This is a genomic window from Kosakonia oryziphila, from assembly GCF_900094795.1.
Classification (GTDB): domain Bacteria; phylum Pseudomonadota; class Gammaproteobacteria; order Enterobacterales; family Enterobacteriaceae; genus Kosakonia; species Kosakonia oryziphila.
On sequence record NZ_FMBC01000025.1, the window covers coordinates 33,013 to 57,317 of the forward strand.

Here is a 24,305-nt window from a genome sequence, read left to right on the forward strand (position 1 = left end):
ATATGCTTGTTTTGTACTTAGAACCCGAAGGTTCTGAAAACTGCGTAAAAATTCGCGCACGATGCGACTTAATTGTACACATTCACCCTGCGATAGCACTAACAACCTGTAACACATCACGGTAAGACTTTTCTGGCTTTTCACTCTCTAACCAGTGAACGCCATCCCAGCCCCGCAGCCAGGTTATCTGCCGCTTGGCTAACTGCCTCGTGGCGCAAATACCTCGATAAACCATTTCATCGTATGTGATTTCACCTTCAAAATACGACCACATCTGGCGGTATCCCACACAACGAATGGAAGGCATATCCGTATGCAAATCTCCGCGAGCAAAAAGCGCCCGCACTTCTGCTTCAAAACCTGAAGCTAACATCTGATGAAAACGCTGCTCGATCCGCTGATGGAGCAGTTCACGGCTCGCCGGGGCGATGGCGAACTGATGCACCTGGTAAGGCAGAGCGTCTCCTGACGTTTGCGTCAGGTCCGTTAAAGTTTTACCCGAAATGAAAAAAACTTCCAGTGCCCGGGAAAGCCTTTGCGGATCATTTGGATGAATCCGCGCTGCGGCAACGGGGTCAATATCCCGTAACTGTTGATGCAACGCTTCCCATCCACGCTCTGCCGCCTGTTTTTCTATTTCCGCTCTAACTTTTGCATCGGCTGATGGCAAAGGCGATAACCCTTCCAGCAGCGCTTTAAAGTAGAGCATTGTACCGCCCACCAGCAGAGGAATACGCCCTGCTTCGGTGATCTCCTGCATCGCCGCCAGTGCATCGCGGCGAAAATCGGCAGCGGAATAAGCCTGCGCAGGATCGAGAATGTCCAGCAGCCGATGCGGTGCGGCACGTAACTCTTCCACGCTCGGCTTAGCGGTGCCGATATCCATGCCCTGATAGATAAGGGCAGAATCAACGCTTATCAACTCTACTGGCAAAACTTTACGTAACTCAATGGCTAACGCCGTCTTGCCGGAGGCCGTCGGCCCCATCAAAAAAATTGCCTTCGGCAGGCTTGCCTTACTCACTTCACTCATGTTTCAGGGCGTTCATCGCCGTTTGTAGCTCTACAGGTTGTAATAAACCATCTGGCGGGGTCTTCACCAGATGCGGACAAAGCCGTTCGACATCGGCCAGCAGGGTGATCGCCTGCGCCACACTCCATTGCGGATGATCGCTCGTCAGATGACGAGCCAGCCACTGGGTTATATTCACCACATCAATGCTTGTCTGCTGCGCCAGGTAGCCTATCAGAGCAGGAATCAAGATTTGTAAATTTTGTTGGCGCAAGGGTAAAGGCACTGCACGAATAGTCACATGCTGGCCGTCGAGCAGCAATTCAATCCCCATGCCTGCCAGCACTGGCTGTGCACGCTTCAGCGCCGCACTCTCCTCAGGGGAAATTTTTAAACGTACCGGGATCAGCAGCGGCTGGCCACATACTGGCGCATTATCCGGGGAGAGCTGTGCCAGCCGCAGCCAACGTTCAGCCACCGGCAGCGCCAACAGCGCAAGGGCGCCATCACGCTCAAGCAAGGCAAAATGTGGTGCGATCAGAGTCAGCACGCGACCAAAACTCTGGCAATGTCCTTCCAGAGCAGGAACAACAGAAGCGTGGCTTTCGGTTTTACGTTCAGTTGCAGGTGTTTCCAGCAACTGGCGATAGAGCGCCCCCTGCTGTTTCTGATACCCTGGCTGCGCATTCGGCCACGCTTGCCCCGTAGCACCGTTGCTTCCGCGTGATGCGCTGGAAGCCGATGATGAATAACGCGCTGCTTCGGGTTCCCGGGCAACGGGCGGCGCAGCAAACTGGTTACGCCCGGCAGCGACACGGTTCTCCGGCAAGGCGCGCGGCACAGACTCCATTTCCTGTTGAAGCGGCGCTTCGAGCTGCTGTTGCAGCACACTCAATACGCCCTGATAAATAAAATCATGCACCAGTCGCGATTGATGGAAGCGTACTTCATGTTTTGCCGGGTGCACGTTTACATCCACCTGGTGTGGGTCAATTTTCAGATAAAGCACAAAAGCTGGTTGCTGATCGGCACCCAGCTTATCTTCACATGCCTGCCGAATGGCGTGATTAATTAACCGGTCACGCATCATGCGGCCATTCACGTAGCAATACTGGATCTCAGCAAACGCGCTGCTGGTACTGTTAGGATCGGCCACCCAACCATGCAGAGATAAATCGCCGTGCTGCCAGGCAATCTCAAGCGCCTGTTCCAGAAACGCCGTACCGCATATAGCTCCAAGCCGACGTTCTTTTGGTGCGCCTTCGGCAACGGCTCGGTACTGGCGCACCAGTTTCCCGTTGTGATTCAGATTGATAGTGACGTCAAAACGCGCCAGTGCAATACGACGGATCACCTCATCAATATGACCAAACTCGGTTTTTTCCGTACGCATAAACTTACGCCGCGCCGGCGTGTTGTAGAACAGATCCAGTACTTCCAGCGTGGTGCCAACAGGGTGCGCAGCAGGTTTTACCGTTACCTCCATATCGCGGCCTTCCGCGTAGGCTTGCCACGCTTCTTGCTGATCGACAGTACGGGAAGTGAGCGTTAAACGGGAGACTGAACTGATACTGGCCAGCGCTTCGCCGCGAAAACCGAGGCTGATAATCGCTTCCAGATCGTCAAGCGAGGCGATTTTACTGGTGGCATGGCGAGCCAGCGCCAGCGCCAGCTCATCTTTCTTGATGCCGCTGCCGTTATCGCGGATGCGAATAAGCTTCGCACCGCCGCGTTCGATGTCGATATCGATACGCGTAGCCCCGGCATCAAGACTGTTTTCAACCAGCTCTTTTACCACCGACGCTGGGCGTTCAACCACTTCGCCAGCGGCGATCTGGTTCGCAAGCTGCGGCGGAAGAACCTGTATCGGCATGAAAAATATCCTTAGTTAAGCAGACCGCTTGCAGGCGCTGCGGCGCTGGCCGTTTGCCCGCCTCCGCCCTGCGGCGCGGATTGCAATGGATGAGCGAGGAAATAGTTACGCAGGCCACCGTAAATCGCTTCGGCGATTTGCTGCTGGTAGGCATCGCTGGCCAGCAAACGCTCTTCGCCGCTGTTGCTGATAAAACCGGTTTCAACCAGTACCGACGGAATATCCGGCGAGCGCAGCACGCCAAGGCTGGCATGTTCCGGACGGAATTTATGTAATGTCCCCACGCGCTGAAGCTGGCCCAGTATGTTCGTGGCGACATCATAACCTACGCGCTGGGAATGGCCGAACTGTAAATCGAGCACCGCCTGGCTGAGATAGGGGTCAGACTGGCTGTTCGCCAGCATGTCACCCGCGCCGCCCAGCAATTCGGATTGTTTCTCATGCTGCTCCAGCCAGCCCGCCATCTCGCTGTTGGCCCGACGGTTCGACAGCACCCAGACCGATGCTCCGGTTACATCACGGTTTGGCGCAGCATCGGCGTGGATCGAGACAAGAAAGTTGGCATTCTGCTTACGCGCCACATCGGAACGCCCCATTACGGAGATAAAATAATCGCCGTCGCGAGTCATTACCGGTTTGAACATCGGATCGTCATTCAGCAGCGCACGCAATTTACGAGCGATGGAAATGGTGACATTTTTCTCTTCCGTGCCACCGGAGCCAATTGCGCCAGGATCCTGGCCGCCATGCCCGGCGTCAATCGCAATTACAACTTTATCGCCAGATATCATGCGCGACTGCACCGCCGGACGCGTCACGGTGTTGCTGCTGATAACGCTGGTAATGCGGTCATTATCTGATTTAAATGGGTTACGTCCAGGCTGCGTCGGGCGCGGCGTAACAACAGGCGTCTCGACTCGCTTCGCCACCACCGGCGGCGGCGGTGGTGGTGGCGGAACGTCAGCATCGATGGTAAATACCACCTTGTAACCCGCGCCATTTTGCTGTTTCACCGCACGGGTTTTGCCATTCTGCGTCAAATCTACTACCAGACGGATCGACTGGTTATTTTTTGACGTACCCGCGCGAATACTTTTCACCAGATTGTTGCCGCTGAACTGCAACGGCAACCCCTGAATAACACCAGTCTGTTTGATATCCAGCGCCACGCTGCGCTTATCCTGTTGCGAAAACGCATATTCAGGATCGCCCATAAAACTAAAGGTGATACGCGCCTGGCTGTCACCATTGGACACCTGAATATCGGCTAAACTTGCTGCGCCAGCGTGAGCGCACGCCAGCAAAAGAACTGCCGCCAACCAACCTTTCACGCGAGAGATCATCCCGTCACCCTTCCTGCTTAACCGGCCATACGCGCCAGCAACGACTCACCAGATGAGGAAACAGCACGAATGCGCGCCTCACGCCCCTGCGCCTGGTAATCTAAATGGATTTCGACATCCGGGTCAGGCAGTACACCCGCACCTTGTTGCGGCCACTCGACCAGGCAAATTGCGTCGTTGGCAAAATAATCGCGGATCCCCATAAACTCCAGCTCCTCCGGGTCCGCAAGGCGGTAGAGATCGAAGTGATACACCATCAGTTTATCAAGGGCGTAAGGCTCCACCAGCGTGTAGGTCGGGCTTTTGACATTCCCGTTATGACCTAAAGCCTGCAAAAAGCCCCGGCTAAAGGTGGTTTTACCCGCACCGAGATCGCCATATAGATAAATCACAGTCGCGCCGTCGCAGGCCTGCGCTACGCGGTTGCCGAGATCCAGTGTCGATTGCTCGTCAGGTAAAGGAATAACTCGATTAATCATCTTTTGTATCAACTACATCCGGGTTAACAACACGCAAAAGCGTCATAAAAAGATCTGTGGCCAGCATACCTCGCTGACCATATTGTGCCGCCTGTCTGTCGGCCGCTGCGCCATGTGCAACGCATCCGGCGCAAGCCGCATCATACAAACTTAGTTTCTGACCGAGCAGCGCACCAATAATGCCCGACAGCACGTCTCCCATACCACCGCTCGCCATTCCGGCATTTCCGGTATCAACAATGCCTGCCTCACCGGCCTCGCTCGCCACCACCGTACCCGCACCTTTCAGCACTACCACGCCAGCGTAACGTTTTACCAGACGTTGAGCAGAAAGTAAGCGATCGCTTTCAATTTCCGCCACGCTACAGTTGAGCAAACGCGCTGCCTCGCCGGGATGCGGCGTCAATACGCGATTGTGACGTTTATCGGGATTGATTGCCAGAAGGTTCAACGCATCGGCGTCCCACAGCATCGGCTTACGAAAATTCTCCACTTTTTGCAGCGCTTTTTTGCCCCACTCTTGCTGCCCAAGCCCTGGCCCTATCACCACCACATCCGCCCACTCCAGGCTTTCATCCAGCGATGCCGCCGTTAGTTCATGGACCATAAGTTCTGGACGGGCAGTGATAATGGGCGAGATATTCTCGCTACGCGTCAACACGCGAACCAGGCCGGCGCCTGCGCGCAGCGCGGCTTCACCGGCCATACGGATGGCACCCGCCGTGCCGTGATCGCCGCCAATGATCACCAACCGCCCATGATCGCCTTTATGCGCTGTTGGACGGCGCGGTGGTAGCCACTGCGCTAACTGGCTGTCATCAAAACGGGAAAGCGGCGCTTGCTGGCCATTAAGCCAGACTTCAAGCCCAAGAGCATGGTGATGCAACTGGCCGACGACATCACGCGCTTTGCCGGTCAGCAATCCCGGTTTAAGCGCGATAAAAGTCACAGTGTGCTGCGCCTGAATGGCTGCGCCCGGCGTCGTGCCGGTTTGCGCATTCAGGCCGGAGGGGATATCCAGCGCCAGCACCGGCGCTGAATGCAGGTTGGCATGTTCAATTAGCACAGCGACATCGTCACGCGGCGCGCTGATAAGCCCCGTTCCAAGCAAAGCATCGATAATTAAATCCACGTCGTCCGGCCAGTCGACATCAGCGGCATGGATGACACCGCCTGCATCAAGCCAGGCTTCACGTGCGGTTGTAGCCTCTTCCGGCAATGGTTTGCTACTCTCCAGCGCCAGCAGCGTCACGGCAATGCCCGCCGCCGCCGCCAAACGCGCAACAACATAGCCGTCGCCACCGTTATTACCGTGCCCGCAAAGCACCAGCCAGCTATGCGTGTCAGGAAATTGCTCCCGCGCGACGGCAAACGCGGCTTCGCCCGCGCGCTGCATAAGTTCATAGAGTGTGATGCCGAGGCTGTCTGCCGCCTCGTGTTCCACGCGTTTCATCTCAGCCGCCGGCCAGACAGAATGTGGTATACTTGCTTCGTTTTTCTTCATTTCTATGGTCCGTCATGTCACAGCCCCTCAATCTCAATGACTTAGCGCAACAAATCAAACTGTGGGGCTCTGAACTGGGTTTTCAGCAGGTCGGTATTGCGGATACCGATCTCAGCGCCAGCGAACCGAAGCTGCAAGCGTGGCTGGACAAACAATATCACGGCGAAATGGAGTGGATGGCGCGCCACGGCATGATGCGCGCCCGCCCCCACGAGCTTCTCCCCGGCACGCTGCGCGTCATTAGCGTGCGCATGAATTACCTTCCTGCACAGGCTGCTTTCGCCAGCACGCTGAAAAACCCAACGCTTGGCTATGTCAGCCGTTATGCGCTGGGTCGCGATTATCATAAGCTGCTGCGCAACCGTCTCAAAAAACTCGGAGAACTGATTCAGCAGCATTGTGCTTCGCTGAATTTTAGACCTTTTGTTGATTCTGCGCCCATTCTTGAGCGTCCGCTGGCGGAAAAAGCAGGACTGGGCTGGACAGGTAAGCACTCACTTATCCTCAGCCGCGATGCAGGCTCGTTCTTTTTCCTTGGCGAACTGTTGATTGATCTCCCGTTGCCTGTTGATTCGCCAGTCGAAGAAGGTTGTGGGCGCTGCGTGGCCTGTATGACGATTTGCCCGACCGGCGCCATTGTCGAGCCTTATACCGTTGATGCCCGTCGCTGCATATCTTATCTGACGATTGAGCTGGAAGGCGCCATTCCGGAAGCGTTTCGCCCGCTGATTGGTAACCGCATTTACGGCTGTGACGACTGCCAACTGATTTGCCCATGGAATCGCTACTCACAACTGACCAGCGAAGAGGATTTCAGCCCGCGCAAAGCGCTGCATGCATCCGCACTGATTGAGCTGTTCACCTGGAATGAAGCACACTTTTTGAAAGTCACGGAAGGTTCGGCGATTCGCCGTATTGGTCATTTACGCTGGCTACGCAATATTGCCGTTGCGTTGGGTAATGCGCCGTGGGATGAGGCCTCTATTCAGGCGCTCCGACAGCGACTTGGTGAGCACCCACTTCTCGACGAACACATAGAATGGGCGATTGCGCAGCAAATTGAGAAACGAAATGCCTGCGTGGTGGAAGTACAACCCCCGAAACAACAGCGACTGGTACGGGTGGTGGAAAAAGGGCTGCCGCGCGATGCCTGAACCGTCCACAGCCTGTGAATAAAATAAAAAACACATTACGATTCAACGTTCACAAAATCGTCAAGCGATCGTATTAACAGTTTGAAGTATTATTTTGTTGTTATTTTTCAGTGAGTTGAAAAGATATTATTCACCTGACGAAGCAGTAATGATGTTGCGAATGAAAGTTATGCCTGTGGATAACTCTGTTCACAATAGTTTGACAGGACAATAAAAAAACGCCCCCAACGAGGGATCCCGCTGTGGATAATTTTTTGTAGATGAAGATTTGGAGCGGGAAACGAGACTCGAACTCGCGACCCCGACCTTGGCAAGGTCGTGCTCTACCAACTGAGCTATTCCCGCATACTTATCTGGACAGGCATACTTGCCGTGACCAGTAAATCTGGATGAAATCTGGATGGTGCATTTCAAATTTTGGAGCGGGAAACGAGACTCGAACTCGCGACCCCGACCTTGGCAAGGTCGTGCTCTACCAACTGAGCTATTCCCGCATACTTATCTGGACAGGCATACTTGCCGTGACCAGTAAATCTGGATGATGCGTGCCTTCCGGCATTTCAAATTTGGAGCGGGAAACGAGACTCGAACTCGCGACCCCGACCTTGGCAAGGTCGTGCTCTACCAACTGAGCTATTCCCGCTTATCATCGATTTTTCAGCCAATTACGAACAATTTTTGCTAAAATTTCGTGATGCCGTGTTGCACATTTCTGTGTCTTCACGGGAGGCGCATTATACGAGAAATCCTTTCTGCTGCAAGCCCCTGATAGCAAATTTTCATTTTTTTTGTTCAAGTGCTGATTTAATCGACAAAGCGCACATTTTTCCAGCGAAACCTCGCCAGCACTGGCTTGCGGGGCAACTGAAAAAAATAGCCCCGCGCCTTCATTGCCTTAAAGTTTAATGAAATGTTCGCGATAGTACACCAGTTCAGCCACCGACTCGCGGATATCATCCAGCGCCTGGTGGGTATTCTGTTTTTTCAGACCTTCCAGAACTTCCGGCTTCCAGCGACGCGCCAGTTCTTTCAGCGTGCTGACATCCAGATAACGGTAGTGGAAATACGCTTCCAGCTCGGGCATGTACTTAAACAGAAAACGGCGATCCTGGCCAATGCTGTTGCCACAGATGGGGGATTTGCCCGCCGGTACCCACTCTTTAAGAAATTCGATCGTCGCCAGTTCCGCTGCCCGATCGTCGAGCTGGCTGGCTTTCACACGATCAACCAGACCGCTGCCGGTATGAGTACGCACATTCCACTCATCCATTAATGCCAGTTGCGCATCAGATTGATGTACCGCAATCACCGGCCCTTCCGCCAGGATGTTCAGATTCGCATCGGTTACCAGCGTGGCGATCTCAATAATGCGATCGCGCTCGGGATCTAACCCCGTCATCTCCAGATCGATCCAAATGAGGTTGTTTTCATTTGCGCTCATGCTATTTTCCACCCTTCTCGCGTAACTATATTCATCTAAAATTGCGTGTATCATAGAGGTTTTGCCCATCCAGGGCGACCAGGAGCCAGCACGATTGAGTAAAAATAAACTCTCCAAAGGACAGCAGCGCCGCGTAAAAGCGAACCACCAGCGCCGACTGAAAACGTCTGCGGAGAAAGCGGACTATGATGACAACCTGTTCGGCGAAGCGTCCGAAGGGGTGGTGATCAGCCGCTTTGGCATGCACGCCGATGTGGAATCTGCCGACGGCGAAGTGCATCGCTGTAACATTCGCCGCACGATTCGCTCGTTGGTCACCGGCGACCGCGTTGTCTGGCGTCCGGGTAAAGAAGCCGCGGAAGGCGTCACCGTCAAGGGTATCGTGGAAGCTGTGCACGAACGCACCTCTGTGCTGACGCGCCCTGATTTTTATGATGGCGTAAAACCTATCGCCGCCAACATCGATCAAATCGTCGTGGTCTCTTCGATCCTGCCGGAACTGTCACTCAACATTATTGATCGCTATCTGGTAGCCTGCGAAACATTGCAGGTTGCTCCGCTGATCGTCCTGAACAAAATCGATCTGCTGGACGACGAAGGAATGGCATTCGTCAATGAGCAGATGGATATCTACCGCAACATTGGCTATCAGGTGCTGATGGTCTCCAGCCACACGCAAGATGGCCTGGCGCCGCTCGTTGAAGCACTAACTGGCCGTATAAGCATCTTTGCCGGGCAGTCCGGTGTCGGGAAATCCAGCCTGCTCAATGCGTTGCTGGGTTTCCAGGAAGGGCAAATACTCACTAACGATGTTTCTGGTGTTTCCGGGCTGGGGCAACACACCACTACCGCAGCGCGCCTCTACCACTTCCCGCACGGCGGTGATGTAATTGATTCACCGGGCGTTCGTGAGTTTGGCCTCTGGCATCTCGAACCGGAACAAATCACCAACGGGTTTGTCGAATTCCATGATTACATTGGCCACTGTAAATACCGCGACTGCAAACACAATACCGATCCTGGCTGTGCCATCCGTGAGGCGGTAGAAAATGGCGAGATTGCAGAAAGCCGTTTCGACAACTATCACCGTATTCTTGAAAGCATGGCACAAGTAAAAACGCGTAAAAGCTTTTCTGAATCGGACGACTGACAACTAAGCTAAGCGTCGCTAGAATCGTCCCTTTTTCAAAGGATCAGGCGCTCCTGTGCCGGGTCAGGAACGACAAAAACAATAGCCTGGAGGCTACCTTGTTAAACTCATTTAAACTTTCGCTTCAATACATTCTGCCTAAACTGTGGCTCACTCGCCTGGCGGGCTGGGGCGCAAGCAAACGTGCAGGCTGGCTGACCAAACTGGTTATCGATCTGTTCGTCAAATACTACAAGGTTGATATGAAAGAAGCGCAGAAGCCGGACACCGCCAGCTACCGCACCTTTAATGATTTCTTTGTGCGACCGCTGCGTGACGACGTGCGCCCACTCAATACCGATCCGGACGTGCTGGTGATGCCCGCAGACGGCGTTATCAGCCAGCTTGGCACCATTGAGAATGACAAAATCCTGCAGGCCAAAGGTCACAACTATAGTCTGGAGGCGCTGCTGGCAGGCAACTACCTGATGGCAGACCTGTTCCGCAACGGCAGCTTTGTCACCACCTATCTCTCACCGCGCGATTATCACCGTGTCCATATGCCGTGTAACGGCATCCTGCGCGAGATGATTTACGTGCCGGGTGATCTCTTCTCCGTTAACCATCTGACGGCGCAAAATGTCCCTAATCTCTTTGCCCGTAACGAACGCGTAATATGTCTGTTTGAGACCGAGTTCGGCCCGATGGCGCAAATCCTTGTCGGCGCGACCATTGTCGGCAGTATCGAAACCGTGTGGGCAGGCACCATCACGCCGCCGCGCGAAGGCATTATCAAACGCTGGACATGGCCTGCTGGCGACAGCGAAGGCGCTGTTGCGCTGCTGAAAGGCCAGGAAATGGGCCGCTTCAAACTCGGTTCGACCGTCATCAACCTGTTTGCGCCGGGCAAAGTGGCGCTGGCAGAGCAACTGCAAAGCCTGTCGGTAACCAAAATTGGCCAGCCGCTGGCCGTTTCCACTGAGTCTTTCGCGCCAGTAGATGCCGAACCAGCACCACTGCCGGAAGCGGAAATCCAGGCAGAACACGACGCCAGCCCGCTGGTTGACGACCAAAAAGACCAGGGCTAACCCCCGCACCATGGAGACTGATGTGCGCCTGATTATCGTTTTTCTGATGGCCTGGTGCCTCAGCCTGGGAGCCGTTGCAGCAACGGCTCCCGATGCCCGACAAATCACCCAAGAACTGGAGCAGGTTAAGGCGGCGAAAAGCACGCCGGAGCAGGCAGAAACTATCGAGGTGCTCCAGGCCGCACTCAACGCCCTTGAGGAACGCAAAGGTTCACTCGATCGCGCACAGCAATATCAACAAGTTATTGATAATTTCCCCAAACTTTCCCGTACCCTGCGCGCGCAGTTGGATAACCTGCGTGATGAACCCAAATCAGTTCCCGAGGGGATGAGCAGCGACGCGCTGAATCAGGAGATCCTGCAAGTCAGCAGCCAGTTGCTGGAAAAAACCCGCCTCGCTCAGCAAGAACAGGAACGCGCCAGAGAGATCAGCGACTCCCTAAGCCAGCTCCCGCAACAGCAGACCGACGCGCGCCGACAGGTCACAGAAGTGGAACGCCGGCTCGGCACGCAAAATACCAACACACCATTAGCGCAGGCGCAAAACTTCGGCGCGCAGGCAGAATCTGCGAAGTTAAAAGCGCTGGTTGATGAGCTGGATCTGGCACAACTTTCCGCCAATAACCGTCAGGAACTGGCGCGGATGCGCGCCGAACTGGCACAGAAACAGAGCCAGCAGCTGGATGCGTATCTACAAGCCTTGCGTAACCAACTCAACAGCCAGCGCCAGCGTGAAGCCGAACAGGCGCTGGAGAGCATTGAACTACTGGCGGAAAACAGCGCCAATCTGCCCGTCGGTATCGTCGAGCAGTTCCGCATCAACCGTGAACTCTCGCAGGCGCTGAACCAACAGGCGCAGCGCATGGATCTAGTCGCATCCCAGCAGCGGCAGGCCTCCGGGCAGACTTTACAGGTTCGTCAGGCACTGAATACGCTGCGTGAGCAGTCTCAGTGGCTCGGTGCCTCAAATATACTGGGTGAAGCGCTGCGAGCGCAGGTTGCCCGTCTGCCGGAAATGCCAAAACCGCAGCAACTGGATACCGAGATGGCGCAACTGCGCGCCCATCGAATGCACTATGAGGATTTGCTGAATAAGCAGCCGCAACTGCGACAAATCCGCCAGGCGGACGGCAAAGCACTTACCGCCGAGCAGAATCGTATTCTGGAAGCCCAGTTGCGTACGCAACGCGAGCTGCTGAATTCTTTGCTTCAGGGCGGCGATACGCTAATCCTCGAGCTCACCAAGCTGAAAGTAGCCAATAGCCAGCTCAAAGATGCGCTAAAAGAGGTACATGAAGCGACGCACCGCTATCTGTTCTGGACGGCAGATGTTAGTCCGTTAACCCTTGAATGGCCAATAGAGGTTGTGCAGGATCTGCGCCGTTTATTGTCGCTGGACACCCTCAGCCAGCTTGGCAAAGCCAGTATTATGATGCTGACCAGCAAAGAGACGCTCTTCCCGCTGTTTGCTGCGTTAGCGTTGGTGGGTTTCAGCATCTATTCACGTCGTCATTTTACCCGTTTTCTGGAGCGTTCAAGCGCCCGCGTCGGCAAGGTCACACAGGATCACTTCTGGCTGACCATGCGCACCGTTTTCTGGTCGATTCTCGTCGCGTCACCGCTTCCGGTACTGTGGGCCACACTCGGTTACGGTTTGCAGGAAGCCTGGCCCTGGCCGCTGGCGGTCGCCATCGGTGATGGCGTTACGGCTACCGTGCCGCTGCTGTGGGTGGTGATGATTTGCGCTACCTTCGCCCGCCCAACAGGCCTGTTTGTCGTCCACTTTGGCTGGCCGCGCAACCTCGTTGCGCGCGGCATGCGTTACTACCTGATGAGTATTGGCTTTATCGTACCGCTGATCATGGCGCTGATTATGTTCGATAACCTCAACGATCGAGAATTCTCCGGCTCACTCGGGCGACTGTGCTTTATCCTGATCTGCGGCGCGCTTGCGCTGGTGACACTGAGCCTGAAACGCGCCGGGATCCCGCTTTATGTCGACAAAAGTGGCAGCGCCAATAATTTACCGAATCATCTGTTGTGGAATTTGCTGCTGTGCGCGCCACTGACAGCTATTCTCGCCGCAGCAGTCGGCTATCTGGCCACGTCGCAGGCGCTGCTGGCGCGTCTGGAAACCTCAGTCGCCATTTGGTTCGCCCTGCTGGTGGTCTACCATATTATCCGCCGCTGGATGCTGATTCAGCGCCGTCGCCTGGCGTTTGAACGTGCACGCCATCGCCGTGCGGAAATCCTCGCACAGCGTGCGCGGGGCGAGGAAGATGTGCCGCATCACTCCAGCACCGAAAGCGCAGCAGATATCGATGAACCGGAAGTCGATCTGGATGCAATCAGCGTCCAGTCGCTACGGCTGGTGCGGTCAATTCTGATGTTGATTGCGCTACTGTCTGTCATCGTACTGTGGTCAGAGATCCATTCCGCTTTTGGTTTTCTGGAAAATATTCCGCTATGGGATGTCACTTCGACGGTGCAGGGAGTAGAAAGCCTGGAGCCAATTACGCTCGGCGCGGTGCTGATCGCTATTCTCGTGTTTATCATTACCACGCAATTGGTGCGTAACCTTCCGGCATTACTGGAACTGGCGCTGCTGCAACATCTGGATCTGGCACCCGGCACCGGTTATGCCATTACCACTATCACAAAATATTTGCTGATGCTGTTCGGTGGGCTGGTCGGCTTCTCAATGATCGGCATCGAATGGGCCAAGTTGCAATGGCTGGTCGCCGCGTTGGGTGTCGGTCTCGGCTTTGGCCTACAGGAGATTTTCGCCAACTTTATCTCTGGCCTGATCATTTTGTTTGAGAAGCCGATCCGCATTGGCGATACCGTAACAATCCGCGATCTGACGGGCAGCGTGACAAAAATCAACACTCGCGCCACCACCATCAGCGACTGGGATCGTAAAGAGATCATCGTGCCGAACAAGGCGTTTATTACCGAGCAGTTTATTAACTGGTCGCTCTCCGATTCCGTCACGCGTGTGGTTTTAACCGTGCCCGCGCCAGCAGACGCCAACAGTGAAGAGGTGACGCAGATCCTCTATACCGCAGCCGAACGCTGCTCTTTTGTAATTGATAATCCAGCGCCGGAAGTGTTCCTGGTCGATCTGCAACAAGGTATTCAACTGTTTGAGCTGCGCATCTATGCCGCTGAGATGGGGCATCGTATGCCACTACGCCACGAACTCCACCAGCTGATTCTGGCGGGCTTTCGCGAACACGGTATCGATTTACCGTTCCCGCCATTCCAGATGCGGCTGGAGAGTCTTGACGGAAAACGCACTGCGCGAACGTTGACTTCAGCAGGCAAAGGCAACCGCCCGGCGGGAAGTTTGTAAGGCAACAAAAAAGGCGCCTCGGCGCCTTTTTTCATGTTACTGCATCGGCTTATTACGCCCGGTCAACGGTAAATGCAATAACTTCAGCCAGACTTTCCGCCTGCAATGCCAGCATTACCAAACGATCAACGCCCAATGCCACGCCGGAACAATCCGGCAGACCGGCTTTCAACGCTTCCAGCAAATTATTGTCCACCGGCTGCTGTGGCAGACCGCGCGCCGCGCGCTTGCGGTTATCCTGCTCAAAACGCTGCTGCTGCTCGCGGGCGTCAGTCAGCTCATGGAAACCATTTGCCAGCTCAATCCCTTTGAAATAGACCTCAAAACGCTCCGCCACGCGGTGATCTTCGGTACTGATCTGCGCCAACGCGGCCTGACTTGCCGGGAAGTGGTACACGAAAGCCGGACGATCTTTGCCGATATGTGGCTCAACGCCCATGGCGAACAGCAGTTGTAGCAACGTATCGCGGTCTTCTTCTGTCTCCGCGATATTACTCAGATCGAGTTTTGCCGCCACTTCGCGCAGCTGTGCTTTATCAGCAGAGAGCGGATCAACTTCCAGATAACGCTGAAACGCCTGCTGGTAAGAGAGCGATTCCGCTGCCGGGCACTCCAGCACCTGTTGCAATAAATCGTCCACCTCATTCATCAGACGGTACATGTCATAATGCGGACGATACCACTCTAGCATAGTGAATTCAGGATTGTGATGACGGCCCATCTCCTCATTACGGAAGCTTCGGCACAACTGGAATACCGGGCCACAGCCCGCCGCCAGCAGACGCTTCATATGGTATTCCGGGCTGGTCATCAGGTAGAGATTGATCCCCTGGGAATGGCCGGGGCCAACAAAACGGGTTTCAAACGGAAACAGATGAACGTCCGTTACCGTTGCCTGGCTCATACAGGGCGTTTCCACCTCAAGTACGCCGCGATCGGCGAAGAAATGCCGAATTTCCGCCATGATTGCCGCGCGTTTTAATAAATTGGGGATGGATGCGCTCGGCTGCCAGGTGGCCGTTTCGCTCATGGTACGTTCTCCGAATTCAAACAAGGGCACGAAGTCTACCCGCATCGATCCGCAGAGACAAATTTTGCGCAAAAAAATTTCATTTATCGCGTCTATAAACAAAGAGGAAGTAATCAAGGATGATATTTATCAATATGAATGATGCATTATCTTAAAGAAGAGCAAAAAAATCGAACGCATCAAATTTCCCTTGGATCTCTGCGGTTATACTGCACCTTACCCAAAAAGGAGCAGTGGAACATATTCGCAACTGCCTTAAGCAGTCTGACTTGTCGTTGCGGAACAACAATAATCTGGAGGAATGTCGTGCAAACCTTTCAAGCCGATATCGCTGTGATAGGCGCAGGCGGAGCGGGATTACGCACCGCAATCGCGGCGGCGCAAGCCAACCCGAACGCCAAAATCGCATTGATTTCAAAAGTTTATCCAATGCGCAGCCACACGGTTGCCGCAGAAGGCGGTTCTGCCGCCGTCGCCCAGGATCATGACAGCTTCGAATACCATTTCCACGATACCGTTGCTGGCGGTGACTGGCTTTGCGAACAGGATGTCGTTGATTATTTTGTGCATCATTGCCCGACAGAAATGACCCAACTTGAACAGTGGGGCTGTCCATGGAGCCGTCGCCCCGATGGTTCGGTCAACGTGCGCCGTTTCGGTGGGATGAAAATAGAACGAACCTGGTTCGCCGCCGATAAAACCGGCTTCCATATGCTGCATACCCTGTTTCAAACCTCCCTTCAGTTCCCACAAATCCAACGCTTCGACGAACATTTCGTGCTGGATATCCTTGTGGATGACAACCATGTCCGTGGGCTGGTCGCCATGAATATGATGGAAGGCACGCTAGTGCAGATTCGCGCCAATGCTGTGGTGATGGCAACGGGCGGCGCTGGCCGCGTTTACCGCTACAACACCAATGGCGGCATTGTCACCGGCGACGGCATGGGCATGGCGCTGTCACACGGCGTTCCGCTGCGCGACATGGAGTTCGTGCAGTACCATCCAACCGGCCTTCCGGGTTCCGGCATTCTGATGACAGAAGGTTGCCGTGGTGAAGGCGGCATTCTGGTGAACAAAAACGGCTACCGTTATTTGCAGGATTACGGTATGGGGCCGGAAACGCCGTTGGGCGAGCCGAAGAACAAATATATGGAACTCGGCCCGCGCGACAAAGTGTCGCAAGCGTTCTGGCATGAGTGGCGTAAAGGCAACACCATCTCTACCCCGCGCGGTGATGTGGTCTACCTCGACCTGCGTCATCTCGGTGCGAAAAAAATCAGCGAGCGTCTGCCGTTTATCTGCGAACTGGCGAAAGCTTATGTTGGCGTCGATCCGATCAAAGAGCCGATTCCGGTACGCCCGACGGCCCACTACACCATGGGCGGTATCGAAACCGACCAAAACTGCGAATCCCGCATCTCCGGGCTGTTTGCTGTGGGTGAATGCTCGTCGGTCGGCCTGCACGGTGCCAACCGTCTCGGCTCGAACTCGCTGGCGGAGCTGGTGGTATTTGGCCGCCTTGCCGGTGAACGCGCCATTGAACGTTCGGCCAGCGCAAGCAAGGCCAACGACGATGCGTTAAACGCGCAGGCAGCAGATGTCGAGCAGCGACTGAAAGCGCTGGTCAATCAGGATGGTACCGAAAGCTGGGCGAAAATCCGCGACGAAATGGGCGAATCCATGGAAGAAGGCTGCGGGATCTACCGTACGCCGGAATTGATGCAGAAAACCGTGGATAAGCTGGCCGAGCTGCAAGAGCGCTTCAAACGCGTGCGCATTACCGATACTTCCAGCGTCTTCAACACCGATCTGCTCTACACCATCGAACTGGGACACGGACTGAACGTGGCCGAATGTATGGCGCACTCGGCGCTGGCGCGTAAAGAATCCCGCGGGGCGCATCAGCGCCTGGATGAGGGATGTACTGAGCGCGATGACGTCAACTTCCTCAAGCACACGCTGGCTTTCCGCGATGCCGACGGCGCAACCCGACTGGAATACAGCGACGTGAAGATCACTACGCTGCCACCGGCGAAACGCGTATACGGTGCAGAAGCTGAATCGTCTGAGAAGAAGGAGACGAACAATGTCTGAGATGAAGAATCTGAAAGTGGAGGTGGTGCGTTACAACCCTGAAGTGGACGATGCGCCTCACAGTGCCTTCTATGACGTGCCTTACGATGAAGCCACTTCTCTGCTCGACGCGCTGAACTATATCAAAGATAACCTTGCGCCGGATCTGAGCTACCGCTGGTCGTGCCGTATGGCGATTTGCGGCTCCTGCGGCATGATGGTCAACAAAGTTCCGAAACTGGCGTGTAAAACCTTTCTGCGCGATTACGAGAAAGGCCTGAGAGTCGAGGCGCTGGCGAACTTCCCGGTTGAGCGCGATCTGGTGGTCGATATGACCCACTTTATCGAAAGTCTCGAAGCGATTAAGCCTTACATCATCGGTAATACGCGCACGCCGGATCAGGGACCAGGCAAGCAAACCCCGGCGCAGATGGCGAAGTACCATCAGTTCTCCGGCTGCATTAACTGCGGCCTGTGCTACGCTGCCTGCCCACAGTTTGGTCTGAATCCTGAGTTCATCGGCCCGGCGGCGATTACGCTGGCGCATCGCTATAACCTTGATAGCCGCGATAACGGCAAAAAAGAGCGCATGGGGCAACTCAACAGCCAGAACGGCGTGTGGAGCTGTACGTTTGTCGGCTACTGTTCGGAGGTGTGCCCGAAACATGTCGATCCGGCTGCGGCCATTCAGCAGGGCAAGGTGGAAAGTTCGAAAGACTTTCTTATCGCCACCCTGAAACCACGCTAAGGAGTGCATTATGACGACTAAACGTAAAGCCTGGGTTCGTCCCATGCCGTCAAGCTGGTGGAAAACTCTACCGTTTTATCGCTTCTACATGCTGCGTGAAGGAACGGCGGTACCTGCGGTCTGGTTCAGTCTCGAACTGATCTTTGGTCTGTTTGCGTTAAAACACGGGCCGCAAAGCTGGGAAGGATTTGTGCACTTTCTGCAAAACCCGATTGTGCTGCTCATCAATCTGGTGACGCTCGCCGCCGCGCTGCTGCATACCAAAACCTGGTTTGATCTGGCACCAAAAGCGCAGCTTATCATCGTAAAAGGCGAAAAAATGGGGCCAGAGCCGGTAGTGAAAGGGCTTTGGGTGGTGACTGCGGTAGTCACTGTGGTGGTGCTGTTTGTGGCTCTTTTCTGGTAAGGAGGCCAACGTGATTAACCCGAATCCAAAACGTTCTGACGAACCCGTATTCTGGGGTTTGTTCGGCGCAGGTGGTATGTGGAGCGCCATTGTCGCACCGGTTATCGTGCTGCTGGTCGGCATTCTGCTGCCGCTGAGCCTCTACCCTGGCGAAGCGCTGGGCTATGAACGCGTACTGGCGTTTGCGCAAAGCTTCATTGGCCGCGCGTTCCTCTTTTTGATGATTGTCCTGCCGGTGTGGTGCGGTCTGCACCGTATCCACCATATGATGCATGATTTGAAAATTCACGTACCTAACGGTAAATGGGTGTTCTATGGTCTTGCGGCGATTCTGACTGTAGTTACACTGATCGGCGTCATCTTTATTTAATACCTGTTGCTCTCCTGCGTAAGCGGGAGAGCAAATTTCCAGCCAGTGCTTATACCCTACGAAACGATCTGGAAGGAAAAATCCCATACGCATGTTGCGGATGATCGCCACGCGTACCGCTACACTACTGCTCTTCGCCTGTCGTTCTCCTACCCCACCAGATGGGGTCACCGTGGCGCAAAACTTCAATACCCAACGTTTTCTCGGAAGATGGCACGAAATCGCCCGTCTGGACCACCACCCCGAAAGCGTCCTGGAGAAAATCTCCGCCACCTACAATTTGCGCAACGAGGCGGGCTGACAGTGATAAAACGCAGCTATGCAAGGTTTTGCTGTTGCAAAACTACTCTGGATTAATCAATCTTTCTAATGCGTACTGAGCTTTAACCCAACGATTCCGGCAACAATCAGGCACAGACTAAGAATACGCGCCAGGCTTGCGGATTCGCCAAGCAACACAATCCCTGCAACCGCAGCGCCCACCGCGCCGATCCCGGTCCAGATAGCATAGGCAGTACCAACCGGCAGGGTTTTCATTGCCCATGAGAGTAGCACAACACTGGCGATCATTGCTGCAACGGTGATGGTACTGGGCGTCAGGCGCGTAAAGCCATGGGTGTATTTCAGGCCGACAGCCCAAACCACTTCAAGAAGACCGGCGATAAGAAGAATTAACCAGGACATGATTGGCTCCTATGTGGGGCCGTCCCCGAAAAAGTGAAATTGACAGGTCGTCCCGCCAGAGATGTGAAGAGAGGCAAATTCTGCCCACTACAGTTTAAAATTTCAACTTGATTGTGCTTGCGGATATTAAGCAAGTTAAAGCAAGAAATAGCCACTGTTCGCTGCGGAATTCCAGCATTTACCCACCTTATGTACCCCCTATGATGAATCACTTTCCTGAATACAGGAAGCTATGCGCCACCCTCTGACTGTGAAGAAAAATATGTTCAAAATTCTCGTGATTGACCGTTGTTACTTCACCCGTATTGGGGTGGAATCCTGGCTCAATCAACCCGATTTGTTCCCCGCCTCGTTCCTCGTCACCGGGTTGCATAATTTAATGCTGGCGAAAGAACATATTGTGCAGTGGCAACCCGATCTGGTGATTGCCAACCTTCATAGTTTCAGGAATGAAATTCATCATATTCAACAGCTTGCTTCATTATTTTCCGTCTGCGGCGATTCAAACCAAGTGCTGCTGCTGGAATCGGGTATCGATGCGCAACTTTCCGGGTTCTATATGCAACTTAAAATTCGCGCAACGATGCTAAAAACAGAACCGCTGGATAAACTGGCGAAACTTATTGATGACATTGTACTGGCATGTCCGGCGCATTCAATTGCACAGATGGCGACACCGCTACTGACCAAACAGGAAGAGAAAGTGCTCACACTATGGATGGAAGGGAAAAGTAACCAAAGCATCGCCGCCGGGCTAAGTATTAACGGCAAAACCGTTTATACCTACAAGCGTAATATTCGCATGAAACTCGGGATGGGGAATCGGTTTACGCCGTTCCTTTCACTGCCGGAAAATTCAAATTAGCGGTACGGCATATGCCGTACCGGCAAGGATTACTGCTGAGCTTTGCTTGCTGCGCCAGAGATAGCGCTGCCGCCTTCAGAGATATCCTGACCGACGCCTCGCGTGGTGTTACACGCCGTCAGAACGGATGAAAGAACTAATACAGAAAAGATCGCAACAATTGTCTTCTTAACCATAATATCTTCCTTATGTGACCAATATTATTTGTGCATAGCCACTTAAGCATAGACAAAATTCCGCAATGAGACCGGAACGGGAAGATTTTTAAGAAGATGTGAAGTTTTAGCTGACCGAGTGAGAAATAGCGTGACCCAGGCTCTGAATGTCTTCACCGACGCCACGCGCCGTATTGCAGCCCGACAGCAAAGCGCCGCTGATAAGCATAAGTGAAAGGATTTTGGTAAGGCGTTTCATCATTCCTGCCTTGTTATGTTCAACGGCGTAGCATGGCGCTACGCCGAAGCCGCGGATATTACTTCACGCGAGATACGTATTCGCCGGAGCGGGTATCCACTTTGATAACTTCACCAATCTGCACGAACAGCGGAACCTTAACCACTGCGCCAGTGCTCAGGGTAGCCGGTTTACCGCCGGTACCCGCAGTGTCGCCTTTCAGACCTGGATCGGTTTCAACGATTTCCAGCTCAACAAAGTTCGGCGGAGTGACGGAGATAGGCTGGCCGTTCCACAGGGTCACGATGCACTCAGCCTGATCCAGCAGCCATTTCTCATTGTCGCCAATCGCTTTGGCGTCAGCAGAAAGCTGTTCGAAAGTTTCATTGTTCATGAAGTGCCAGAACTCACCGTCGTTGTACAGGTAAGTCAGGTTCATATCGACAACGTCTGCACCTTCGGCAGAGTCAGTAGATTTGAAGGTTTTTTCTACGCGAGTACCGGTCAGCAGGCGACGCAGCTTAACGCGCGCAAATGCCTGGCCTTTACCTGGTTTAACGAATTCGCTGGCTTCAACCGCATAAGGTTCGCCGTCCAACATGATTTTAAGACCAGCACGAAAATCGTTGCTATAGTAAGTCGCCATAAGGCCCTCTGAAAATTGTTAACTGGTAGCTTAGCCACAAAATGGCGCATATTGTAACCCTAAATACCCCGTCCAGAGAAGATTGGTTAATGCAACTTGCCGATGTAATAACCGATCCGGACGAACTGTTACGTCTTTTAAAGATAGACACCGATGAAAATTTAACCGCAGGCCGTGAGGCAAAACGCCTGTTTCCCCTACGCGTGCCGCGATCCTTTGCCGCGCGCATGCAGCCTGGCAACCCCAACGATCCGCTGTTGCGCCAGGTGATCACCACACCGCAGGAATTTATCGCAGCGCCGGGTTTCACCACCGATCCACTGGAAGAGCAGAGTAGCGTAGTGCCTGGATTACTGCATAAATACAGTAATCGAGCCCTGCTGCTGGTGAAAGGCGGCTGCGCTGTGAACTGCCGATACTGCTTTCGTCGCCACTTCCCCTACGCGGAAAATCAGGGCAACAAGCGTAACTGGCAAGGCGCGCTGGACTATATTGCAGCGCATCCGGAGCTGGATGAAATCATCTTTTCCGGCGGCGATCCGCTAATGGCGAAAGATCATGAGCTGGACTGGCTGCTGGAACAGCTGGAAGCCATTCCACACATTAAACGTCTGCGTATTCACAGCCGCCTGCCGATTGTGATCCCAGCTCGCATCACCGATACGCTGGTCGCACGTTTCGCCCGTTCATCTCTGCAAATTTTGCTGGTCAATCATATTAACCACGCCCAGGAGATAGGCGATGACTTCCGCGCGGCGATGACCGCATTGCGCCAGGCGGGCGTCACTTTACTGAATCAAAGCGTGCTGCTACGTGGTGTGAATGATAATGCGCAAACGCTGGCGGAGTTGAGTAATGCGTTATTTGATGCGGGAGTGATGCCCTACTATTTGCACGTGCTGGATAAAGTTCAGGGCGCTGCCCACTTTATAGTGAGTGATGACGAAGCGCGTTTGATTATGCGCGAGCTTCTGACGCTGGTTTCCGGCTATATGGTGCCGAAACTTGCCCGCGAGATTGGCGGCGAACCCAGTAAGACGCCGCTGGATCTGCAATTGCGCCAAAGCTAAGGCGGAAATAATGACGAGCCTTTGCAGGCTCGTCATTGCCGTTTAAAACGTCTCCCAACCATCCTGTCCCGTAGTGGCAACAGACTGTTTTGGTTGATGTATTTTCCCGATCGACTTTTTCACTTTCTCCAGTTGTTGCCCTGGTAAGCGGAACACATCAACCAGTTGTTGCAGTTTGTTTGCCTGCTCTTCAAGGCTACCGGCAGCGGCAGAAGACTCCTGTACCAGCGCGGCGTTCTGCTGCGTGGTAGTATCCATTTCCGACATCGCCTGGGCAATCTGCGAGATACCACGGTTTTGCTCATCGGACGCAGCGGCGATCTCCTGCATTAAATCTTTAACCTGCTGCACGGAGTGTACAATGCCGCTCATCGTTTCTCCCGCCAGGTCGACCTGCCGGGAACCTTCTTCGATATAGTTAACCGACTCATGGATCAGGGTTTCAATCTCTTTGGCTGCCTGGGCGCTACGCTGTGCCAGATTTCGCACCTCGCCTGCTACTACAGCAAAACCACGCCCCTGCTCGCCCGCTCTGGCTGCTTCAACGGCTGCGTTAAGTGCCAGGATGTTGGTTTGAAAGGCAATGCCATTAATCACAGAGGTGATTTCGGAAATGCGCTTCGAGCTTTCGATAATATCCTTCATGCGATTCACCGCCACACTCACAACGGTGCCGCCTTTTTCCGCCGTATCTGACGCTGTCGTGGCTAACTGACTGGCCTGATGCGCATTCTGTGCGTTCTGTTTCACCGTCGAACTCAACTCTTCCATGCTCGCCGCCGTTTCCACCACGGCGGCCGATTGCTGTTCGGTACGAGCAGAAAGTTCATTATTACCGAGGGCAATCTCATTGGCGGCGGTATTCACCGAACTGGAAGCGCTGCGCACCATGGTCAGTGATTCCGCGACCCGTCCAATCAGCAGGTTGAATGCCCCAACAGCCTGGCCAATCTCGTCCAGACGCCCCGTTGGTAATGCATGGCTGAGATCCAGTTTTTCGCTGATGCTGACCATCCCGTCTTTCATCTCATTCAGACGACGTTTGATATTCAACACAGTGAATAAACCAAACAGCCCCAGAATAAGCGTTGCCGCCAGCGTGGCAACCAGAGATAACGTCATTGAGCGAGAAATCAACAAACTATTATTACTGTTGGCCGCAGTCACCAGCGAGGTGTTATAAGCAATTTGATCGTCAAAATCACTGACCAATTGAGTGATACTACTCGCAACCAATCCCCCAGAGTGCATGGCTTTAACGACACCATCACGGTCGTTAACACCTGATATTTTAAAATATTGATCCATCACCGTGCGGAATTTTTCTAAATCACCTAACGTTTTATTCGTCAAATCAAGATCATGCTGATCGGAAACAAGTTCTTTCAAATAATGTTGATGCAGGGCGTATAATTCATCATATATTTTTAACGCTTTTTGTTGTACTTCATTCATACCAGCAGCGTCTTGCATCAGACCGTGTAGATAAAGCTGGCTACGGATGCTGGTGACCTGTAGCATCTCTCTGTTCATGGTGTCAAGGCTCGGCAAGATATTTACCTGAAAATAATCCTGCGCGTTACCAATTTTCGATAACGAAAAAACAGCGATAAGGTTTGTTCCAATCAAACTCAAGATT

At 53.7% G+C, this 24,305-nt stretch carries 23 protein-coding genes and 3 tRNA genes; 11 read left to right on the forward strand and 15 right to left on the reverse strand.

Translation table 11 applies throughout. From position 1 onward, the window contains the following. Nucleotides 1-82: 82 nt before the first annotated feature. Genes miaA through nnr form a run of 5 tightly spaced genes read right to left on the reverse strand, consistent with a single transcriptional unit; the run spans nucleotide 83 to nucleotide 6,211 of the window. The gene (gene miaA / locus GA0061070_RS13200) at nucleotides 83-1,033 is read right to left on the reverse strand and encodes a tRNA (adenosine(37)-N6)-dimethylallyltransferase MiaA (RefSeq protein WP_090136566.1); all 951 of its coding nucleotides are present in this window, start codon (nucleotides 1,031-1,033) and stop codon (nucleotides 83-85) included. Then, the gene (mutL, locus tag GA0061070_RS13205) at nucleotides 1,026-2,885 is read right to left on the reverse strand and encodes a DNA mismatch repair endonuclease MutL (protein WP_090136567.1); all 1,860 of its coding nucleotides are present in this window, start codon (nucleotides 2,883-2,885) and stop codon (nucleotides 1,026-1,028) included. The genes miaA and mutL overlap by 8 nt, the downstream gene beginning before the upstream one ends. 11 nt (nucleotides 2,886-2,896) lie before the next feature. After that, nucleotides 2,897-4,228 carry an N-acetylmuramoyl-L-alanine amidase AmiB gene (gene amiB / locus GA0061070_RS13210; RefSeq protein ID WP_090136568.1) on the reverse strand — a complete coding sequence of 444 codons (1,332 nt, stop codon included), beginning with the start codon at nucleotides 4,226-4,228 and terminating at the stop codon, nucleotides 2,897-2,899. Between the two features lie 17 nt (nucleotides 4,229-4,245). Further along, a complete protein-coding gene (tsaE, locus tag GA0061070_RS13215) occupies nucleotides 4,246-4,707 on the reverse strand; it encodes a tRNA (adenosine(37)-N6)-threonylcarbamoyltransferase complex ATPase subunit type 1 TsaE (protein ID WP_090136569.1) in 462 nt (153 codons plus the stop codon). Further along, complete coding sequence (nnr, locus tag GA0061070_RS13220) at nucleotides 4,700-6,211, reverse strand: bifunctional ADP-dependent NAD(P)H-hydrate dehydratase/NAD(P)H-hydrate epimerase (RefSeq protein ID WP_090136570.1); 1,512 nt, start codon at nucleotides 6,209-6,211, stop codon at nucleotides 4,700-4,702. The genes tsaE and nnr overlap by 8 nt, the downstream gene beginning before the upstream one ends. Nucleotides 6,212-6,225: 14 nt before the next feature. Between nnr and queG the strand changes: the two genes are divergently transcribed. Then, a complete protein-coding gene (gene queG / locus GA0061070_RS13225; RefSeq protein ID WP_090136571.1) occupies nucleotides 6,226-7,365 on the forward strand; it encodes a tRNA epoxyqueuosine(34) reductase QueG in 1,140 nt (379 codons plus the stop codon). Between the two features lie 269 nt (nucleotides 7,366-7,634). Here queG and GA0061070_RS13230 read toward each other — a convergent pair. The 4 genes from GA0061070_RS13230 to orn form a co-directional block, all read right to left on the reverse strand. Continuing rightward, nucleotides 7,635-7,710 (reverse strand) — tRNA-Gly (locus GA0061070_RS13230). A 73-nt stretch (nucleotides 7,711-7,783) separates the two neighbouring features. Next, nucleotides 7,784-7,859: transfer RNA gene (locus tag GA0061070_RS13235), tRNA-Gly, on the reverse strand. A gap of 73 nt (nucleotides 7,860-7,932) precedes the next feature. Next, a tRNA-Gly gene (locus tag GA0061070_RS13240) sits at nucleotides 7,933-8,008 on the reverse strand. 252 nt (nucleotides 8,009-8,260) lie between these two features. Then, a complete protein-coding gene (gene orn, locus GA0061070_RS13245) occupies nucleotides 8,261-8,806 on the reverse strand; it encodes an oligoribonuclease (RefSeq protein WP_090136572.1) in 546 nt (181 codons plus the stop codon). 94 nt (nucleotides 8,807-8,900) lie between these two features. Here orn and rsgA point away from each other — a divergent pair, with 94 nt between their 5' ends. The 3 genes from rsgA to mscM all read left to right on the forward strand — a co-directional run bounded on the left by rsgA (nucleotide 8,901) and on the right by mscM (nucleotide 14,378). Continuing rightward, nucleotides 8,901-9,956, forward strand: coding sequence for a small ribosomal subunit biogenesis GTPase RsgA (gene rsgA, locus GA0061070_RS13250; RefSeq protein ID WP_208598171.1), 1,056 nt, complete (start codon nucleotides 8,901-8,903; stop codon nucleotides 9,954-9,956). Between the two features lie 98 nt (nucleotides 9,957-10,054). After that, nucleotides 10,055-11,023, forward strand: a complete 969-nt coding sequence (gene asd / locus GA0061070_RS13255) for an archaetidylserine decarboxylase (RefSeq protein WP_090136573.1) — start codon at nucleotides 10,055-10,057, stop codon at nucleotides 11,021-11,023. A 22-nt stretch (nucleotides 11,024-11,045) separates the two neighbouring features. Then, nucleotides 11,046-14,378 (forward strand): miniconductance mechanosensitive channel MscM, encoded by a 3,333-nt coding sequence (mscM, locus tag GA0061070_RS13260; RefSeq protein WP_090136574.1) that lies wholly within the window; start codon nucleotides 11,046-11,048, stop codon nucleotides 14,376-14,378. 52 nt (nucleotides 14,379-14,430) lie between these two features. Here the strand turns inward: mscM and epmA are convergent, their stop codons facing one another. Then, nucleotides 14,431-15,408: an elongation factor P--(R)-beta-lysine ligase gene (gene epmA, locus GA0061070_RS13265; protein ID WP_090136575.1), complete on the reverse strand. Its 978-nt coding sequence runs from the start codon at nucleotides 15,406-15,408 to the stop codon at nucleotides 14,431-14,433. Nucleotides 15,409-15,714: 306 nt separating this feature from the next. Here epmA and frdA point away from each other — a divergent pair, with 306 nt between their 5' ends. From frdA to GA0061070_RS13290, 5 genes are all read left to right on the forward strand, one after another. Further along, on the forward strand, nucleotides 15,715-17,505 hold the full coding sequence (gene frdA, locus GA0061070_RS13270; RefSeq protein WP_090136576.1) for a fumarate reductase (quinol) flavoprotein subunit: 1,791 nt from the start codon (nucleotides 15,715-15,717) through the stop codon (nucleotides 17,503-17,505). After that, nucleotides 17,498-18,232, forward strand: a complete 735-nt coding sequence (locus tag GA0061070_RS13275; RefSeq protein ID WP_090136577.1) for a succinate dehydrogenase/fumarate reductase iron-sulfur subunit — start codon at nucleotides 17,498-17,500, stop codon at nucleotides 18,230-18,232. Before frdA ends, GA0061070_RS13275 begins: the two co-directional genes overlap by 8 nt. Nucleotides 18,233-18,242: 10 nt before the next feature. Further along, entirely contained in the window at nucleotides 18,243-18,638 is a 396-nt protein-coding gene (frdC, locus tag GA0061070_RS13280; protein ID WP_090136578.1) for a fumarate reductase subunit FrdC, read from the forward strand. Nucleotides 18,639-18,648: 10 nt separating this feature from the next. Beyond that, complete coding sequence (frdD, locus tag GA0061070_RS13285; protein WP_090136579.1) at nucleotides 18,649-19,008, forward strand: fumarate reductase subunit FrdD; 360 nt, start codon at nucleotides 18,649-18,651, stop codon at nucleotides 19,006-19,008. A 100-nt stretch (nucleotides 19,009-19,108) separates the two neighbouring features. Beyond that, a complete protein-coding gene (locus tag GA0061070_RS13290) occupies nucleotides 19,109-19,309 on the forward strand; it encodes a lipocalin family protein (protein ID WP_244153118.1) in 201 nt (66 codons plus the stop codon). A 65-nt stretch (nucleotides 19,310-19,374) separates the two neighbouring features. On the opposite strand, the gene sugE is transcribed toward GA0061070_RS13290, so the two are convergent. Next, nucleotides 19,375-19,692 (reverse strand): quaternary ammonium compound efflux SMR transporter SugE, encoded by a 318-nt coding sequence (gene sugE, locus GA0061070_RS13295; protein ID WP_090136581.1) that lies wholly within the window; start codon nucleotides 19,690-19,692, stop codon nucleotides 19,375-19,377. Nucleotides 19,693-19,954: 262 nt separating this feature from the next. Here sugE and GA0061070_RS13300 point away from each other — a divergent pair, with 262 nt between their 5' ends. After that, nucleotides 19,955-20,557 (forward strand): helix-turn-helix transcriptional regulator, encoded by a 603-nt coding sequence (locus GA0061070_RS13300; protein WP_090136598.1) that lies wholly within the window; start codon nucleotides 19,955-19,957, stop codon nucleotides 20,555-20,557. A gap of 29 nt (nucleotides 20,558-20,586) precedes the next feature. On the opposite strand, the gene ecnB is transcribed toward GA0061070_RS13300, so the two are convergent. The 3 genes from ecnB to efp all read right to left on the reverse strand — a co-directional run bounded on the left by ecnB (nucleotide 20,587) and on the right by efp (nucleotide 21,596). After that, a complete protein-coding gene (gene ecnB, locus GA0061070_RS13305; protein ID WP_007372716.1) occupies nucleotides 20,587-20,733 on the reverse strand; it encodes a lipoprotein toxin entericidin B in 147 nt (48 codons plus the stop codon). Between the two features lie 106 nt (nucleotides 20,734-20,839). Beyond that, the gene (locus GA0061070_RS13310) at nucleotides 20,840-20,971 is read right to left on the reverse strand and encodes an entericidin A/B family lipoprotein (RefSeq protein WP_090136582.1); all 132 of its coding nucleotides are present in this window, start codon (nucleotides 20,969-20,971) and stop codon (nucleotides 20,840-20,842) included. Nucleotides 20,972-21,029: 58 nt separating this feature from the next. After that, complete coding sequence (efp, locus tag GA0061070_RS13315; RefSeq protein ID WP_090136583.1) at nucleotides 21,030-21,596, reverse strand: elongation factor P; 567 nt, start codon at nucleotides 21,594-21,596, stop codon at nucleotides 21,030-21,032. 41 nt (nucleotides 21,597-21,637) lie between these two features. On the opposite strand from efp, the gene epmB reads away from it, so the two are divergent. Beyond that, the gene (gene epmB / locus GA0061070_RS13320) at nucleotides 21,638-22,666 is read left to right on the forward strand and encodes an EF-P beta-lysylation protein EpmB (protein WP_090136584.1); all 1,029 of its coding nucleotides are present in this window, start codon (nucleotides 21,638-21,640) and stop codon (nucleotides 22,664-22,666) included. Between the two features lie 42 nt (nucleotides 22,667-22,708). Here the strand turns inward: epmB and GA0061070_RS13325 are convergent, their stop codons facing one another. Further along, nucleotides 22,709-24,217 carry a methyl-accepting chemotaxis protein gene (locus tag GA0061070_RS13325; protein WP_279616092.1) on the reverse strand — a complete coding sequence of 503 codons (1,509 nt, stop codon included), beginning with the start codon at nucleotides 24,215-24,217 and terminating at the stop codon, nucleotides 22,709-22,711. Between the last annotated feature and the right edge of the window lie 88 nt (nucleotides 24,218-24,305).

What these genes read in the sequence shown, in the direction of transcription:
- GA0061070_RS13310 (WP_090136582.1), bottom strand. Translation starts at nt 20,971, where the DNA reads ATGAAACGCCTTACCAAAATCCTTTCACTTATGCTTATCAGCGGCGCT.
- orn (WP_090136572.1), bottom strand. Translation starts at nt 8,806, where the DNA reads ATGAGCGCAAATGAAAACAACCTCATTTGGATCGATCTGGAGATGACG.
- mutL (WP_090136567.1), bottom strand. Translation starts at nt 2,885, where the DNA reads ATGCCGATACAGGTTCTTCCGCCGCAGCTTGCGAACCAGATCGCCGCT.
- epmA (WP_090136575.1), bottom strand. Translation starts at nt 15,408, where the DNA reads ATGAGCGAAACGGCCACCTGGCAGCCGAGCGCATCCATCCCCAATTTA.
- sugE (WP_090136581.1), bottom strand. Translation starts at nt 19,692, where the DNA reads ATGTCCTGGTTAATTCTTCTTATCGCCGGTCTTCTTGAAGTGGTTTGG.
- efp (WP_090136583.1), bottom strand. Translation starts at nt 21,596, where the DNA reads ATGGCGACTTACTATAGCAACGATTTTCGTGCTGGTCTTAAAATCATG.
- tsaE (WP_090136569.1), bottom strand. Translation starts at nt 4,707, where the DNA reads ATGATTAATCGAGTTATTCCTTTACCTGACGAGCAATCGACACTGGAT.
- queG (WP_090136571.1), top strand. Translation starts at nt 6,226, where the DNA reads ATGTCACAGCCCCTCAATCTCAATGACTTAGCGCAACAAATCAAACTG.
- GA0061070_RS13290 (WP_244153118.1), top strand. Translation starts at nt 19,109, where the DNA reads ATGATCGCCACGCGTACCGCTACACTACTGCTCTTCGCCTGTCGTTCT.
- ecnB (WP_007372716.1), bottom strand. Translation starts at nt 20,733, where the DNA reads ATGGTTAAGAAGACAATTGTTGCGATCTTTTCTGTATTAGTTCTTTCA.
- GA0061070_RS13300 (WP_090136598.1), top strand. Translation starts at nt 19,955, where the DNA reads ATGTTCAAAATTCTCGTGATTGACCGTTGTTACTTCACCCGTATTGGG.
- epmB (WP_090136584.1), top strand. Translation starts at nt 21,638, where the DNA reads ATGGCGCATATTGTAACCCTAAATACCCCGTCCAGAGAAGATTGGTTA.
- amiB (WP_090136568.1), bottom strand. Translation starts at nt 4,228, where the DNA reads ATGATCTCTCGCGTGAAAGGTTGGTTGGCGGCAGTTCTTTTGCTGGCG.
- frdC (WP_090136578.1), top strand. Translation starts at nt 18,243, where the DNA reads ATGACGACTAAACGTAAAGCCTGGGTTCGTCCCATGCCGTCAAGCTGG.
- miaA (WP_090136566.1), bottom strand. Translation starts at nt 1,033, where the DNA reads ATGAGTGAAGTGAGTAAGGCAAGCCTGCCGAAGGCAATTTTTTTGATG.
- nnr (WP_090136570.1), bottom strand. Translation starts at nt 6,211, where the DNA reads ATGAAGAAAAACGAAGCAAGTATACCACATTCTGTCTGGCCGGCGGCT.
- GA0061070_RS13275 (WP_090136577.1), top strand. Translation starts at nt 17,498, where the DNA reads ATGTCTGAGATGAAGAATCTGAAAGTGGAGGTGGTGCGTTACAACCCT.